Genomic DNA, 13,853 nt, shown 5'->3' on the forward strand with positions numbered 1-13,853 from the left:
TCGCTCGCCGTCTGATGATTCTTGTCCGCAATCAGATTACGTTCGCCGTCATGGCGCGTCGTCGATGCCGCGCGCGCGGTTCTCGTGAAAGCGCTTGCGGAACGGCTCGAACATTTTCGCGTCGATTGCATCGCGCATTTCCTGCATGAGTTCCAGGTAGTAGTGCAGGTTGTGGATCGTATTCAACTGCGCGCCGAGAATTTCCCCCACGCGATGCAGATGATGCAGATAGCCGCGAGTGAAATTTCTGCATGTATAGCAACCGCATTGCTCGTCGAGCGGACGCAGCGAATTCTTGTGCGCGGCATTGCGGATCTTGATGTCGCCAAAGCGCGTAAAGAGCCAGCCGTTGCGCGCGTTGCGGGTCGGCATCACGCAGTCGAACATGTCGACGCCGGCCGCGACGCCCGCGACCAGATCTTCCGGCGTGCCGACGCCCATCAGATAGTGCGGCTTGTTGGCCGGCAGCTTCGGGCCGATGTGATTCAGCACGCGCATCATGTCTTCTTTCGGCTCGCCGACCGACAGACCGCCGATCGCGAGACCGTGAAAATCCTTCTCCGCGAGACCCGCGAGCGACTCGTCGCGCAGGTCTTCGAACATGCCGCCCTGCACGATGCCGAACAGCGCATTCGGATTGCCCAGGCGCCGGAATTCGTCGATGGAACGCTGCGCCCAGCGCATCGACATGCGCATCGAGTCCGCGGCTTCCTTGTGCGAGGTCGGCACGTTGTTGGTCGCGTACGGCGTGCATTCGTCGAACTGCATCACGATGTCCGAGTTCAGCACCTTCTGGATCTGCATCGACACTTCCGGCGACAGAAACAGCTTATCCCCGTTGATCGGCGAAGCGAACGTCACGCCGTCTTCGGTGATCTTGCGCAGGTCGCCGAGCGAGAACACCTGGAAGCCGCCGGAGTCCGTCAGGACCGGCTTTTTCCAGCCCATGAAGCCGTGCAGCCCGCCATGCGCGCCAATGGTTTCGAGCCCAGGCCGCAGCCAGAGGTGAAACGTATTGCCGAGGATGATCTGCGCGTGCATTTCCTCGAGTTCGCGCGGCTGCACCGCCTTCACCGTGCCGTACGTGCCGACCGGCATGAAGATCGGCGTTTCGACCACGCCGTGATTCAGCGTGACGCGGCCGCGCCGCGCCTGGCCGTCGGTGCCGAGCAGTTCGAATTTGAGGCCGTCGGCGGGTGGTTGCGTTTGATGACCGATGGTCATTGAAATGACTCCTGTGCTACCGGAAAACAGTCCGGCGCGATAAGAAAACGCCGCCGCGAGTGTTCGCAGCGGCTTCAGGGAACGACGAAAACAAGAAGCGCCGGGTTAGCTCAACCGTCGCGCCGCGTCAGAAGCATCGCGTCGCCGTAGCTGAAAAAACGATAGCGCTGTTCGATTGCATGACGATAAGCGGCGCGGATCGTCTCCACGCCGGCGAACGCCGACACCAGCATCAGCAACGTCGACTTCGGCAAATGAAAATTCGTCACCAGCCGGTCGACCACGCGGAAGCGGTAGCCCGGCGTGATGAAGATATCGGTTTCCGTGCTCGTCGCGGCAAGCGGGCGGCCGGCGGCTTCGGCGTCGCGCGCGGCGGCTTCGAGCGCGCGCATCGACGTCGTGCCCACCGCGATCACGCGGTTGCCGCGCGCCTTGGCCGCGGCGATCTTGTCGGCGAGCGATTGCGGCAGGTGATACCACTCGCTATGCATCTTGTGCTCGGCGAGATTCTCGACGCGCACCGGCTGGAACGTGCCCGCGCCGACGTGCAGCGTCAGCGTCGCGCGCTCCACGCCGTGCGCGTCGAGCCGCGCGAACAGCGCGTCGTCGAAATGCAGGCCCGCCGTGGGCGCCGCGACCGCGCCGGGATTTTGTGCGTAGACGGTTTGATAACGCGCTTCGTCGATCGAGTCGGGGTCGTGCTCGATGTACGGCGGCAGCGGCAGCCGCCCGAACTGCTCGATCAGCGTCAGGCAGTCGGCGGGAAAATGCAGCGTGTAGAACGGCTCGACGCGCTCGCCGACGGTGACGTCGAACGCATCGGCAAGACGGATCGTGGTGCCGGGCTGCGGGCTCTTGCTCGCGCGGATTTGCGCGAGCGCCGTGCGCTCGCCGGTCAGGCGTTCGACCAGCACCTCGATCTTCCCGCCGCTGGCCTTCTGGCCGAGGAAGCGCGCCTTCAGGACTTTGGTATCGTTGAAGACCAGCAGATCGCCGGGCGCAATGCAGTCGGGCAATTCGGCGAAGCGGCGGTCGATGAGGCGCGCGGCGCGATCGGCGTCGGCCGCGTTGTCCACGTGAAGCAGTCGGCTCGCGCTGCGCTCGGGCAGCGCGACTTGCGCGATCAGCTCGGGCGGCAGATCGAAATCGAAATCGGAAAGCGTAAACATGCGAACGACTGGAAGCGAATGGAGACTGAATTGAGCCGAAGCCTGAGCCGGGCGGCTATGATTGCGGGACGCCGCGGCGGCCCGCGAGCCCGCGCGCTTGCGCAGCCCGCGAACAGCCGCCCGGCCTTCGATACTTTTGACAGCCGATATTGTACTTGCGAAGCAGCCCATGCCTTTGTCCGACCGCCGATTGCCTTCCGCTACCGATGATGCGAGCGCCGAGCCGGCACCCGGCGTCGCGCGCGGCGGCGCGGCGGCGCAAGGCAAACGGACGGCGCGAACGGGCTCTGCCAAAGCCGCCGAGAAATCGGCAGCCAAATCGGCAGCCAGGCCCGCAGCCAAAGCTGCCGACAAGCCCGTCGACAAACTCGCCAAGCTAGGCCTCACGCGCGACATCGACCTCGTGCTGCATCTGCCGATGCGCTACGAGGACGAAACCTCCCTCACGCCGATCGGCCATCTGCTGCCGGGCGGCATCGCGCAAACCGAGGGCGTCGTGTTCGACAACGAGATCGCCTATCGGCCGCGCCGCCAGTTGCTCGTCAAACTGCGCGACGACGCCGGCGACGAACTCGTGCTGCGGTTCCTCAACTTCTACGGCTCGCAGGTCAAGCAGATGGCGATCGGCGCACGGCTGCGCGTGCGCGGCGACGTGCGCGGCGGCTTCTTCGGCATGGAGATGGTGCATCCGGCCGTGCGCGTCGTCGATGAAGACACGCCGCTGCCGCAAGCGCTCACGCCGGTTTATCCGAGCACCGCGGGCGTGACGCAGGCGTATTTGCGCAAGTCCATCGACAACGCGTTGTCGCGCACGTCGCTGCCCGAATTGCTGCCCGAGGCCGTCGCGCGTCAATGGTTGCAGCCGCTTGGCGTGCCCTCGCTGATGGACGCGGTGCGCACGCTGCATCATCCGGACGCGCAATCGGACGAAACGGCGTTGATCGACGGCACGCATCCGGCGTGGGTGCGCATCAAGTTCGAGGAACTGCTCGCGCAGCAGATGTCGCTCAAGCGCGCGCACGACGAGCGCCGCACGCGCGCCGCGCCGGCCATGCCGCGCCGCAAGCTCGGCGATGAGGCGGCGCTGGTCGCGCGTTTGCTCAAAGCGCTGCCGTTTTCGCTGACGAAGGCGCAGGAGCGCGTCGGCGGCGAGATTGCGCTCGACCTCACGCAGCCGCATCCGATGCAGCGGCTCTTGCAAGGCGACGTCGGCAGCGGCAAGACGATTGTCGCCGCGCTCGCGGCCGCGCAGGCAATCGACGCCGGTTATCAGGCCGCGCTAATGGCGCCCACCGAAATCCTCGCCGAGCAGCACGCGCGCAAGCTGCGCGGCTGGCTCGAGCCGCTCGGCGTGAGCGTCGCGTGGCTCGCGGGCAGTCTGAAGGCGAAGGAAAAGCGCGCGGCCATCGAAGCGGCCGCGCTCGGCACCGCGCAACTCGTGATCGGCACGCACGCGATCATTCAGGACACGGTGGAGTTCGCGCGGCTCGGGCTCGTGATCGTCGACGAACAGCATCGCTTCGGCGTCGCGCAGCGGCTCGCGCTGCGCGCGAAGGCGCAAAACGCCGCCGACGGCGCGCGCGATTTTCAGCCGCATCAACTGATGATGTCGGCCACGCCGATTCCGCGCACGCTCGCCATGACGTATTACGCGGATCTCGACGTCTCGACCATCGACGAATTGCCGCCCGGACGCACGCCGATTCTCACCAAGCTTGTGTCCGACGCGCGCCGCGAAGAGGTGATAGGCCGCGTGCGCGAAGCCGCGCTGACGGGGCGTCAGGTCTACTGGGTGTGTCCGCTGATCGAGGAAAGCGAGACGCTGCAATTGCAGACCGCCGTCGAGACTTACGAAACCCTCGTCGCGGCGTTGCCCGAATTGAAGGTGGGGCTGGTGCACGGGCGTCTCGCGCCGGCTGAAAAAGCCGCGGTGATGGACGCCTTCACGCGCAACGAAGTGCAATTGCTGGTCGCGACCACGGTGATCGAAGTGGGCGTCGACGTGCCGAACGCGTCGCTGATGGTGATCGAGCACGCCGAGCGCTTCGGCCTCGCGCAATTGCACCAGTTGCGCGGACGCGTGGGGCGCGGCAGCGCGGCGTCGGTGTGCGTGCTGCTCTACACCGGCCCGCTGTCGATGACCGCCCGCGCACGCCTGCAGACCATGAGGGAGACGACCGACGGCTTCGAAATCGCGCGCCGCGACCTGGAGATTCGCGGCCCCGGCGAGTTTCTCGGCGCGCGGCAATCGGGCGCGGCGATGCTGCGGTTCGCCGACCTGCAAAACGATCAATGGCTGATCGAGCCCGCGCGCGAGGCGGCCGCGGCGCTGCTCGAGCAATATCCGGAAGTGGTCGCCCAGCATCTGGCGCGCTGGCTCGGCGCGCGCGAACAGTATCTGAAGGCTTGAACACGCTGCTGTTGGCGGCGCCGCGGCATGGCGTATCTCGCCGATATTGAAAACCGGCGAACCCGGTTGGCGAACCGACCCTATGGGTGTATAACTAGAACCTATCGAATTCACCGCACTGATTGGTCCCCCAATGACGCTCACCGAATTGAAGTACATCGTCGCCGTCGCCCGCGAGCGGCACTTTGGCCGGGCCGCCGAAGCGTGTTTCGTCAGCCAGCCGACGTTGTCTGTGGCCATCAAGAAGCTCGAAGACGAGCTCAACGTGCAGATTTTTGAGCGCGGCACGAGCGAAGTCAGTGTCACGCCGATCGGCGAGCAGATCGTCACGCAAGCTCAGCGGGTGCTGGAACAGACGCTCGCCATCAAGGAAATCGCCAAGCAGGGCAAAGATCCGCTTGTCGGGCCGCTGCGCCTTGGCGTGATCTATACGATCGGGCCGTACCTGCTGCCCACGCTCGTCAAGCAGATGATCAAGCGCGTGCCGCAAATGCCGTTGATGCTGCAGGAAAACTACACGCTCAAGCTGATCGAACTGCTGAAGCAGGGCGAGATCGACGTCGCGATCATGGCGCTGCCGTTCCCGGAAACCGGCCTGATGCTGCGTCCGCTCTACGACGAGCCGTTTGTCGTCGCGCTGCCGTCCGGTCACGCGTGGGAAAACCGTCCGAAAATCGACGCCGACGATCTCAAGCAGGAAACCATGCTGCTGCTCGGCAGCGGTCACTGCTTCCGCGATCACGTTCTCGGCGTGTGTCCGGAACTGATGCGTTTCTCGCAGAACGCCGACGGCATCCAGAAGACGTTCGAGGGGTCGTCGCTGGAAACGATCCGCCATATGGTGGCGAGCGGCGTGGGCATTACCGTGCTGCCGCGCATGTCGGTGCATGAGGTGAAGCCGCACGCGGGCGGCATCGACTCGGGCCTGCTGTCCTATGTCGCGTTCGGCGAGCCGGTGCCCGATCGCCGCGTCGTGCTCGCGTGGCGCAAAAGTTTTACGCGAATGCCCGCCATCGACGCGATCTGCGACGCCATCAACGCCTGCGACTTGCCGGGCGTGAAGAAGCTGGATTTGCCGGTTGCGGTGAACTGACGCGCGTTCAGCGCGGAAGCAACAGCAACAGCAGCCGCAGGCGGGGCCGAACTCGCGTCCGCCTTGCGCCTATGGCATAGATTAAATTTATAAAACACACGATTTCGATAGTCTTGATATAGTCTTCCTCATACATCGCCCGATGACAAAAACCCGGAGGACATCATGACGCAATCGAACGTGCCGCAAACTCAGACCTTCGCCGCTGAACCGGCCAGCGCCAATGCCGGCTTGGCGGCGGCCATGCTCGGCATGCGCACGGCCGCGTTTTCGTTGCTGGTCGACCGCGCTTTGTCCGCGTAATCGCCAAATTGTTCGTCTAAGCTTTCGGCATTGCCTTGCCGCGCTTCTCCCCCAATCCGTTTGAACGAAAACCATCCAGGAGTCCCGCATGTCCGAACAGAAGCTCACCAATGCCGCCGGCGCGCCCGTCGCCGATAACCAGAATTCGATGACGGCCGGCGTGCGCGGCCCGGTCGTCCTGCAAGACGTATGGCTGCTCGAAAAGCTCGCGCACTTCGATCGCGAGGTGATTCCCGAGCGCCGCGTTCACGCGAAAGGCTCCGGTGCATTCGGCACGCTGAAGGTCACGCACGACATCTCGCGCTACACGAAGGCGAAAGTGTTCGCCCAAGTCGGCAAGGAAACGCCGTTGTTCATGCGCTTTTCGACGGTGGCGGGCGAGCGCGGCGCGGCCGACGCCGAGCGCGACGTGCGCGGCTTCTCGATCAAGTTCTATACGGACGAAGGCAACTGGGACGTGGTGGGCAACAACACGCCGGTGTTTTTCATCCGCGATCCGCTGAAATTTCCGGACTTCATTCACACGCAAAAGCGTGATCCGTACACGAACCTGCGCAACAACATTGCCGCGTGGGATTTCTGGACGCGCCATCCGGAGTCGATGCATCAGGTCACGATCCTGATGAGCGATCGCGGCATTCCGAAGAACTACCGTCAGATGCACGGCTTCGGTTCGCACACGTACTCGTTCATCAACGCGAACAACGAGCGTTTCTGGGTCAAATTCCACTTCAAGTCGCAGCAAGGCATTGAAAATTTCACCGATGCGGAAGCGTCGCAAGTCGTCGCGCAAGACCGCGAAAGCGCGCAGCGCGATCTGATTGGCAGCATCGACGAAGGCAATTTCCCGAAGTGGCGCTTTGCGATTCAGGTGATGCCGGAGGCGGAAGCCGCGGCGTATCGCTTCAATCCGTTCGACATCACGAAAGTGTGGTCGCAGAAAGACTATCCGCTGATCGACGTCGGCACGATCGAGTTGAACCGCAACGCGGCCAACTATTTCGCGGACGTCGAGCAGGCTGCGTTCACGCCGGCCAACGTGGTACCGGGCATCGGCTTCTCGCCGGACCGTCTGTTGCAGGGCCGTTTGTTCTCGTATGGCGACACGCAGCGCTATCGCCTCGGCATCAATCACCATCAGATTCCGGTGAACGCGTCGCGCGTTGCGAACCCGCATTCGTTCCATCGCGACGGCGCGATGCGCACGGACGGCAACCTGGGTGGCAACGTGAACTACGAGCCGAATCGTTTCGGCGACTTCGCGCAGGATGCGAATGCGTTGGAGCCGGCGCTCGCCGCGGGTGCGGTGGACCGCTATGACCATCGCGCGGATGACGACTACTACACGCAGCCGGGCATGCTGTTCGCGCTCTTCGATGCAGCGCAGCGCCAACGTTTGTTCGGCAACATCGCGCGGCATATCAACGGTGTGCCGCAGGACATCGTCGCGCGTGCGGTCGAGCATTTCCGCCGCATCGATCCCGCCTATGCCGAAGGCGTGATCGCCGCGATGGCCGAACTCGCGGAAGGCAAGAAGTAACGCAGTGTGTAAAGCGGGGCGCGCGTGCATGTTGCTTGCGCGTGTGCCCCGCGAGTATCGATACGAACAGGGAGCACGCTCATGATCGAGTTGGTGAAAGCCACCGCCGGCAGATCGCCGGCCATGCATCGCGCGCAACAGCAGCAGGTGCTGAACTTGCGCAGAGCCGTGGGCTTCGCCATCGTGACGAGCGGATTCGCGGTGATCGCGGCGCAAATGCTGCAACACGCGTTTGGCGGCTGAGCGGCGCAGCGTAGCGGCGACACCTCACACGAACATTTCGCCGTTCTAAGATAAACTGTCGAACGCTCGTTTTTGCCGGGCCTGCTGCCGGCAGGCCGCTCGCACGCGTTACTTCGTCACCGGTTCGTATCACTCTTCGAAGGAGTCATCATGGCCAAAAAAGAAGCTGTACAGCACGTCAATATCGGGATCAGCGACAAGGACCGCAAGAAGATCGCGGAAGGTCTGTCGCGTCTGCTCGCGGACACCTACACGCTGTACCTGAAGACCCACAACTTCCACTGGAATGTGACGGGTCCGATGTTCAACACGCTGCATCTGATGTTCGAAACGCAATACAACGAACTGGCGCTGGCCGTCGATTCGATCGCTGAACGGATTCGCGCGCTGGGCGTGCATGCGCCGGGCAGCTATAAAGATTTTGCGAAGCTGTCGTCGATTCCCGAAGCGGACGGCGTGCCTGCCGCCGAAGAGATGATCCGTCAGCTGGTGGAAGGGCAGGAAGCCGTGGTGCGCACCGCGCGCGCGATTTTCCCGTCGACGGAAGCCGCCAACGACGAGCCGACCGCCGACCTGCTGACACAGCGCATGCAAACGCATGAAAAGACCGCGTGGATGCTGCGCTCGATGCTGGCTTGATGGTTTGAGTCGGTTGCGGTTGCTGTTCGCGTTCGTTTCGCAGAAGCCGAATTGCCGGATATGAGCTGGCACGATGCAAAGCCTCCCTTCGCGGGAGGCTTTGTTTTTTGCGCGCCGCTTTTGAGAACGCTGTGGCGGGGTCGCCATTGCCATCTGCTTTCGTCGGTAGCAGTTCGCACCGACGCGCCACGCCGTCCGCATCCCGTAAAATAACGGCACCGTCCTCGCACTTCGCCTGCATTCAACGAGTCCGCCATGTTCGCCCGACTTCCCCTGTATCTGCGCCTCGTGCGCATGGACAAGCCTATTGGCAGTCTGCTGCTGCTGTGGCCGACGCTCAACGCGCTGTGGATCGCGTCCGACGGTCATCCGTCCTGGCCGCTCCTCGTCATCTTCGCGGTGGGCACGATATTGATGCGCTCGGCGGGCTGCGCGATCAACGACTACGCGGATCGCGATTTCGACCGTTATGTGAAGCGCACCGAGAATCGTCCGATCACGTCCGGCAAGATCAAGGCGTGGGAAGCGGTGGCGCTCGCGGCCGGGCTGTCGTTGCTGGCCTTTCTGCTGATTCTGCCGCTCAACACGCTGACGAAGGAATTGTCGGTGGCGGCGCTGTTCGTCGCCGGCTCCTATCCGTTCACGAAGCGTTTCTTCGCGATCCCGCAGGCGTATCTCGGCATTGCGTTCGGCTTCGGCATTCCGATGGCGTTCGCGGCCGTGCAGAATCAGGTGCCGATGCTCGCGTGGGTCATGCTGCTTGCCAACGTGTTCTGGTCCGTCGCGTACGACACCGAATATGCGATGGTCGATCGCGACGACGACATCCGGATCGGCATTCGCACGTCGGCGCTCACGTTCGGCCGCTTCGACGTGGCGGCGATCATGCTCTGCTATGCGGCGACGCTCGGCATCTATGTCGGCATCGGCGTGATGCTCGGTTTTGGCGCGCTGTACTGGTTGGGCTGGGCGGCTGCGGCGGGCTGCGCGATCTATCACTACACGCTGATCCGCCACCGCGAACGGATGCCGTGCTTCAAGGCGTTCCTGCATAACAACTGGCTCGGCGGCGCGTTGTTCGTCGGCATTGCCGCGCATTATGCGGTGGCTTCGTTTTAGTTTTTAGCGCGGCGTTGATGCCGCGAGGCCGATCGTTGCGGTAAGCGCGGGCTTTGTTGAGTAAAGACACCGCGCCTCACGGCTTGTCACGTTTCAGCGGGCAATAACCGCTCACTGCTTGCCGAACTCATCGCCCATTTCTTTCGCGCGCGCATCGGCGGCAAGCGCGCCGCGCACGATGGCTTCCTTGATGCCGCTCGCGTCGAACGATGCAAGCGCCGCGGCGGTCGTGCCGCCTTTCGACGTCACGCGTTCGCGCAACACGGCCGGCGGCTCGTCGGAATTCGCGGCCAGTTGCGCGGCGCCCGTGAAAGTCGCGACGGCGAGCGCGCGGCCTTGTGCTTCGTCCATGCCGAGTTGGCGCGCGGCTTCCTGCAATGCTTCGATGAAGTAAAAGACGTAGGCCGGCCCGCTGCCCGAAATCGCGGTGACGGCGTCGATCTTCGCTTCGTCGTCGAACCATACCGTTTCGCCCACCGCGCCGAGCACCTGCGATGCGAGCGCGCGGCCCGCATCGTCGACGCTCGCGGTCGCGGTCAAGCCGGCGACGCCCATGCCGATCAACGCCGGCGTGTTCGGCATGACCCGCACGATGCGCGTATGGCCGTTGAGCCAGCGCGACATGTCATCCATGCGAATGCCGGCGACGATGCTGATCGCGAGTTGCGCCGCCTTCAGATGCGGCGCGAGCGCTTCGGCGACGCTCTTCAGGATCTGCGGCTTCACCGCGAGTACGACGGCGTCATAGGTGCCGAGCGCGGCGTCCGCGGCCGCTCCGGTCTTGATGCCGAACTGCGCTTCATTGCGCTTGCGCGCGTCTTCGTTGGGATCGATCGCGTAGAGATCGGCGGGCGCGACACCGCGCTTGATAAGGCCGCCGATCAACGCCGCAGCCATGTTGCCGCCGCCGATAAAAGCAATTTTCATGATGTTCCGCGAAGGTTGGATTGAGCTTGTGAAACCGCGTGTGCGCCCGTTAATGCAACGTTAATCGCAACGCTAGTGCGAATAATCGCGCGCGCCGAAGATGGCCGTGCCCACGCGCACGATGGTCGCGCCTTCGAGCACGGCGGCCTCGAGGTCGCTCGACATACCCATCGATAACGTATCGAGTTCGAGCCCCTCGCCGACGAGACGCTCGAACAGTTCGCGCAAGCGGCGATGCGGCACGCGTTGGTCGTCGATACTGCCGGCCGGCTCGGGTATCGCCATCAGGCCGCGCAACCTGAGCCGCGGCAGCGCGGCGATGTCTTTCGCGACTTGCACGGCTTCGTCGACGCTGACGCCGCTTTTCGACGCCTCGCCGCTAATGTTGACCTGCAAGCACACGTTCAGCGGCGGCAGCGTTTCCGGCCGCTGCTCGGAAAGCCGTTGCGCGATCTTCAGGCGATCCACCGAATGCACCCAGTCGAACTGTTCGGCCACCGGCCGCGTCTTGTTCGACTGCAACGGGCCGATGAAATGCCATTCGAGCGTGCTGCGCAAATCGGCGAGCACTTCGATTTTCGTGAGCGCTTCCTGCACGTAGTTTTCACCGAATGCGCGTTGACCGGCGGCATGGGCCGCGCGTACGTCTTCGGCGGGAAAGGTCTTGGAGACGGCAAGCAACGCGATGGAACGCGCGTCGCGTCCCGCCACGTGCGCGGCGAGGGCGATGCGTTGCTGCACCGCTTCGAGGTTATGAATCAGATCGGGCATGGAACGAACCGGAGCGGACCAAAGGTCGATGGGTCGATGAAGTCGATGCCCCGATTATACGGACAGCATGTGCTCGACCAGTTCGATCCAGTGCGCAACCGGCGTCGACGTGCCGCTTTGCAGATGTGAAATACAGCCCACGTTCGCCGATACGATCACCTGCGGTTCCTGCGCATGCAGCCGCTCGAGCTTCTGATCGCGCAACGCATACGAGAGCTTCGGCTGCGTCAGCGAATAGGTGCCTGCGGAGCCGCAGCACAGGTGACTGTCGGCCGGCAGTCGCACTTCCAGGCCGAGCCTCGTCAGCAGATGTTCGACCGTGCCGCGCACTTTTTGCCCGTGCTGCAACGTGCACGGCGGATGAAACGCGACCGTATGGATCGCGCGGCGGCGCGTGACGGCCACGAGCTCTTCCTCGAAATCCGGCAGAATTTCGGCGATGTCGCGCGTCAATTCGACGATGCGGCGCGCTTTTTCCGCATACGCCGGATCGTCGCGCAGCAGGTGCGCGTATTCCTTCACCGTCGCGCCGCAACCCGACGCGTTCATCACGATCGCCTCGACGCCCTGTTCGACATGCGGCCACCATGCGTCGATGTTGGCGCGCATGTCGTCGAGCGCTTCGTCGTTGTAGCCGAGGTGCAGCCGGATCGCGCCGCAGCAGCCGGCGTCGGGCGCGACCACGGTTTCGATGCCGAGCGCATCGAGCACGCGCGCGGTGGCGGTGTTCACGTTCGGCATCATCGACGGTTGCACGCAGCCGGCCAGCATCAGCATCTTGCGTGCATGCGTCGCGCTCGGCCATGTCAGCGGACGCTGCCGCGCGGGCACCTTGTCGCGCAGTTTTCTTGGCAACAGCGCACGAAAATGCTGGCCGACGCGCATGGTCGGCGTGAACAGCGCGCTGTTCGGCACGAAGCTCGCGAGCAGCCGGCGCGTGAGACGCTGGCCGAGCGGGCGCGTCACTTTTTCCTCGGTGATCTTGCGGCCGATTTCGACCAGCTTGCCGTACTGCACGCCGGACGGGCAGGTGGTTTCGCAATTGCGGCACGTCAGACAGCGGTCGAGGTGAACCTGCGTGCTGCGCGTCACCTCAGCGCCTTCCACCATTTGCTTGATCAGATAGATGCGGCCGCGCGGGCCGTCGAGTTCATCGCCGAGCAGTTGATAGGTCGGGCACGTGGCCGTGCAGAAGCCGCAGTGCACGCAGTTGCGCAGAATGGCGTCGGCTTCGTCGCCGTCGGGCGTATTGCGAATGAAGTCCGCGAGATTGGTTTGCATCGCGCGCTCAGAAGTCGGGGTAGAGACGGCCGCGATTGAAGATGCGGGCCGGGTCGAAAGCGGTTTTCAGGCCGCGATGGATTTTCATCAGCGGCGCGGGCAGCGGTGTGAAGACGCCCGCGCCGCGGTCGTAGCCGAGGCCGGTGCGGAAGATCGTCGCGTGGCCGCCGGCCTGCTTCGCGCTGATGCGCACCGTTTGCGCGTCGGTGTCCGTGATCCACCAGCGCTGCGCGCCGCCCCATTCCATCAGTTGCGCGCCGGGCAGTTGCAGCGGCTCGGTGATGGACGGCAACGCGAGCCGCCACAGCGCGGCCTTCGGCGGAATCGCGGCGAAGAACGAGTCGGTCTGCTCGCGCAGGCCGGCCCAGAAGCGTTCGGCTTCCACCGCATCGACGACTTCGCCGCCCAGCGACGAGCGCGCCGATTTGACCGCGCTCTCCGCGCCCGCGAGACGCACGGCGAGCGTGCCGTGGCGCCAGGCGCTCGCGGTAATCGGCAACGGCCGGCCGCCCCATTCGTTAAGCTTGCGTACGGCGTCGGTGCCGTTCATGTCGAACTTGAGCGTGGCTTCGGCCTGCGGCTGCGGCAGCACTTTGACCGACAATTCGAGGATCAGCCCGAGCGTGCCGAGCGAGCCCGCCATCAAGCGCGAGACGTCGTAGCCGGCGACGTTTTTCACGACCTGGCCGCCGAAGTGCAGCGTTTGCCCCTGGCCGTTCATGATGACCGCGCCGAGCACGAAGTCGCGCGCCGCGCCGGCCGACGGGCGGCGTGGACCCGCAATGCCCGCGGCCACGCAGCCGCCGAAGGTGGCCTGCGGCCCGAAGTGCGGCGGCTCGAACGCAAGCATCTGATTGTGTTCGGCGAGCGCCGCTTCGATCTCGACGAGCGGCGTGCCGGCGCGGGCGGTGATGACCAGCTCCGCCGGGTCGTACGCGACGATGCCGCGATAAGCGCGCGTGTCGAGGATCTCGCCTTCCAGCGTCTGACCGTACCAGTCTTTCGTGCCGCCGCCGCGCACGCGTAACGCGCGTCCCTCGGCGCTGGCGGAACGCACGCGCTCCGACCACATGGCGACGATGTCGTCCTCTTCCATGATGCCCTGCTTCGTTATGTTTCGAACGATTGTACCGG

General features: G+C 64.2%; 13 protein-coding genes. 7 read left to right on the top strand and 6 right to left on the bottom strand.

Translation table 11 applies throughout. The annotated features are described in order from the left end of the window. Positions 1-48: 48 nt before the first annotated feature. Together tgt and queA are read right to left on the bottom strand one after the other, a co-directional pair. The gene (tgt, locus tag CUJ91_RS02505) at positions 49-1,224 is read right to left on the bottom strand and encodes a tRNA guanosine(34) transglycosylase Tgt (protein WP_107707324.1); all 1,176 of its coding nucleotides are present in this window, start codon (positions 1,222-1,224) and stop codon (positions 49-51) included. Positions 1,225-1,334: 110 nt separating this feature from the next. Next, the gene (queA, locus tag CUJ91_RS02510) at positions 1,335-2,393 is read right to left on the bottom strand and encodes a tRNA preQ1(34) S-adenosylmethionine ribosyltransferase-isomerase QueA (RefSeq protein ID WP_114156667.1); all 1,059 of its coding nucleotides are present in this window, start codon (positions 2,391-2,393) and stop codon (positions 1,335-1,337) included. A 169-nt stretch (positions 2,394-2,562) separates the two neighbouring features. On the opposite strand from queA, the gene recG reads away from it, so the two are divergent. The 7 genes from recG (at position 2,563) to ubiA (ending at position 9,740) form a co-directional block, all read left to right on the top strand. Next, positions 2,563-4,803 (top strand): ATP-dependent DNA helicase RecG, encoded by a 2,241-nt coding sequence (recG, locus tag CUJ91_RS02515; protein ID WP_114155804.1) that lies wholly within the window; start codon positions 2,563-2,565, stop codon positions 4,801-4,803. Between the two features lie 133 nt (positions 4,804-4,936). Next, complete coding sequence (locus tag CUJ91_RS02520) at positions 4,937-5,896, top strand: LysR substrate-binding domain-containing protein (protein WP_006047911.1); 960 nt, start codon at positions 4,937-4,939, stop codon at positions 5,894-5,896. Between the two features lie 165 nt (positions 5,897-6,061). Next, positions 6,062-6,199: a hypothetical protein gene (locus CUJ91_RS34280; RefSeq protein WP_006047910.1), complete on the top strand. Its 138-nt coding sequence runs from the start codon at positions 6,062-6,064 to the stop codon at positions 6,197-6,199. Positions 6,200-6,287: 88 nt separating this feature from the next. Next, positions 6,288-7,739, top strand: coding sequence for a catalase (locus CUJ91_RS02525; RefSeq protein WP_006047909.1), 1,452 nt, complete (start codon positions 6,288-6,290; stop codon positions 7,737-7,739). An 81-nt stretch (positions 7,740-7,820) separates the two neighbouring features. Further along, complete coding sequence (locus CUJ91_RS34285) at positions 7,821-7,982, top strand: hypothetical protein (RefSeq protein WP_167450644.1); 162 nt, start codon at positions 7,821-7,823, stop codon at positions 7,980-7,982. Positions 7,983-8,132: 150 nt separating this feature from the next. Continuing rightward, positions 8,133-8,621 (top strand): Dps family protein, encoded by a 489-nt coding sequence (locus CUJ91_RS02530; RefSeq protein ID WP_006047907.1) that lies wholly within the window; start codon positions 8,133-8,135, stop codon positions 8,619-8,621. 255 nt (positions 8,622-8,876) lie between these two features. After that, entirely contained in the window at positions 8,877-9,740 is an 864-nt protein-coding gene (gene ubiA / locus CUJ91_RS02535; RefSeq protein WP_114155805.1) for a 4-hydroxybenzoate octaprenyltransferase, read from the top strand. 111 nt (positions 9,741-9,851) lie between these two features. On the opposite strand, the gene proC is transcribed toward ubiA, so the two are convergent. From proC to glcE, 4 genes are all read right to left on the bottom strand, one after another. Next, on the bottom strand, positions 9,852-10,667 hold the full coding sequence (gene proC, locus CUJ91_RS02540) for a pyrroline-5-carboxylate reductase (RefSeq protein WP_107707321.1): 816 nt from the start codon (positions 10,665-10,667) through the stop codon (positions 9,852-9,854). 72 nt (positions 10,668-10,739) lie between these two features. Next, positions 10,740-11,438, bottom strand: coding sequence for a YggS family pyridoxal phosphate-dependent enzyme (locus CUJ91_RS02545; RefSeq protein ID WP_029970439.1), 699 nt, complete (start codon positions 11,436-11,438; stop codon positions 10,740-10,742). Between the two features lie 54 nt (positions 11,439-11,492). Further along, positions 11,493-12,719: a glycolate oxidase subunit GlcF gene (glcF, locus tag CUJ91_RS02550; protein WP_006047903.1), complete on the bottom strand. Its 1,227-nt coding sequence runs from the start codon at positions 12,717-12,719 to the stop codon at positions 11,493-11,495. Positions 12,720-12,726: 7 nt separating this feature from the next. Further along, a complete protein-coding gene (gene glcE / locus CUJ91_RS02555) occupies positions 12,727-13,815 on the bottom strand; it encodes a glycolate oxidase subunit GlcE (RefSeq protein WP_006047901.1) in 1,089 nt (362 codons plus the stop codon). Positions 13,816-13,853: the final 38 nt, after the last annotated feature.

It is taken from the genome of Paraburkholderia graminis (assembly GCF_003330785.1).
Lineage (GTDB): Bacteria > Pseudomonadota > Gammaproteobacteria > Burkholderiales > Burkholderiaceae > Paraburkholderia > Paraburkholderia graminis.

Excerpts from the sequence above, each read along its gene's own strand:
- glcE (WP_006047901.1), bottom strand. The coding sequence starts at position 13,815 with ATGGAAGAGGACGACATCGTCGCCATGTGGTCGGAGCGCGTGCGTTCC.
- CUJ91_RS02530 (WP_006047907.1), top strand. The coding sequence starts at position 8,133 with ATGGCCAAAAAAGAAGCTGTACAGCACGTCAATATCGGGATCAGCGAC.
- recG (WP_114155804.1), top strand. The coding sequence starts at position 2,563 with ATGCCTTTGTCCGACCGCCGATTGCCTTCCGCTACCGATGATGCGAGC.
- queA (WP_114156667.1), bottom strand. The coding sequence starts at position 2,393 with ATGTTTACGCTTTCCGATTTCGATTTCGATCTGCCGCCCGAGCTGATC.
- proC (WP_107707321.1), bottom strand. The coding sequence starts at position 10,667 with ATGAAAATTGCTTTTATCGGCGGCGGCAACATGGCTGCGGCGTTGATC.
- glcF (WP_006047903.1), bottom strand. The coding sequence starts at position 12,719 with ATGCAAACCAATCTCGCGGACTTCATTCGCAATACGCCCGACGGCGAC.
- tgt (WP_107707324.1), bottom strand. The coding sequence starts at position 1,224 with ATGACCATCGGTCATCAAACGCAACCACCCGCCGACGGCCTCAAATTC.
- ubiA (WP_114155805.1), top strand. The coding sequence starts at position 8,877 with ATGTTCGCCCGACTTCCCCTGTATCTGCGCCTCGTGCGCATGGACAAG.
- CUJ91_RS02525 (WP_006047909.1), top strand. The coding sequence starts at position 6,288 with ATGTCCGAACAGAAGCTCACCAATGCCGCCGGCGCGCCCGTCGCCGAT.
- CUJ91_RS02545 (WP_029970439.1), bottom strand. The coding sequence starts at position 11,438 with ATGCCCGATCTGATTCATAACCTCGAAGCGGTGCAGCAACGCATCGCC.
- CUJ91_RS34280 (WP_006047910.1), top strand. The coding sequence starts at position 6,062 with ATGACGCAATCGAACGTGCCGCAAACTCAGACCTTCGCCGCTGAACCG.
- CUJ91_RS02520 (WP_006047911.1), top strand. The coding sequence starts at position 4,937 with ATGACGCTCACCGAATTGAAGTACATCGTCGCCGTCGCCCGCGAGCGG.
- CUJ91_RS34285 (WP_167450644.1), top strand. The coding sequence starts at position 7,821 with ATGATCGAGTTGGTGAAAGCCACCGCCGGCAGATCGCCGGCCATGCAT.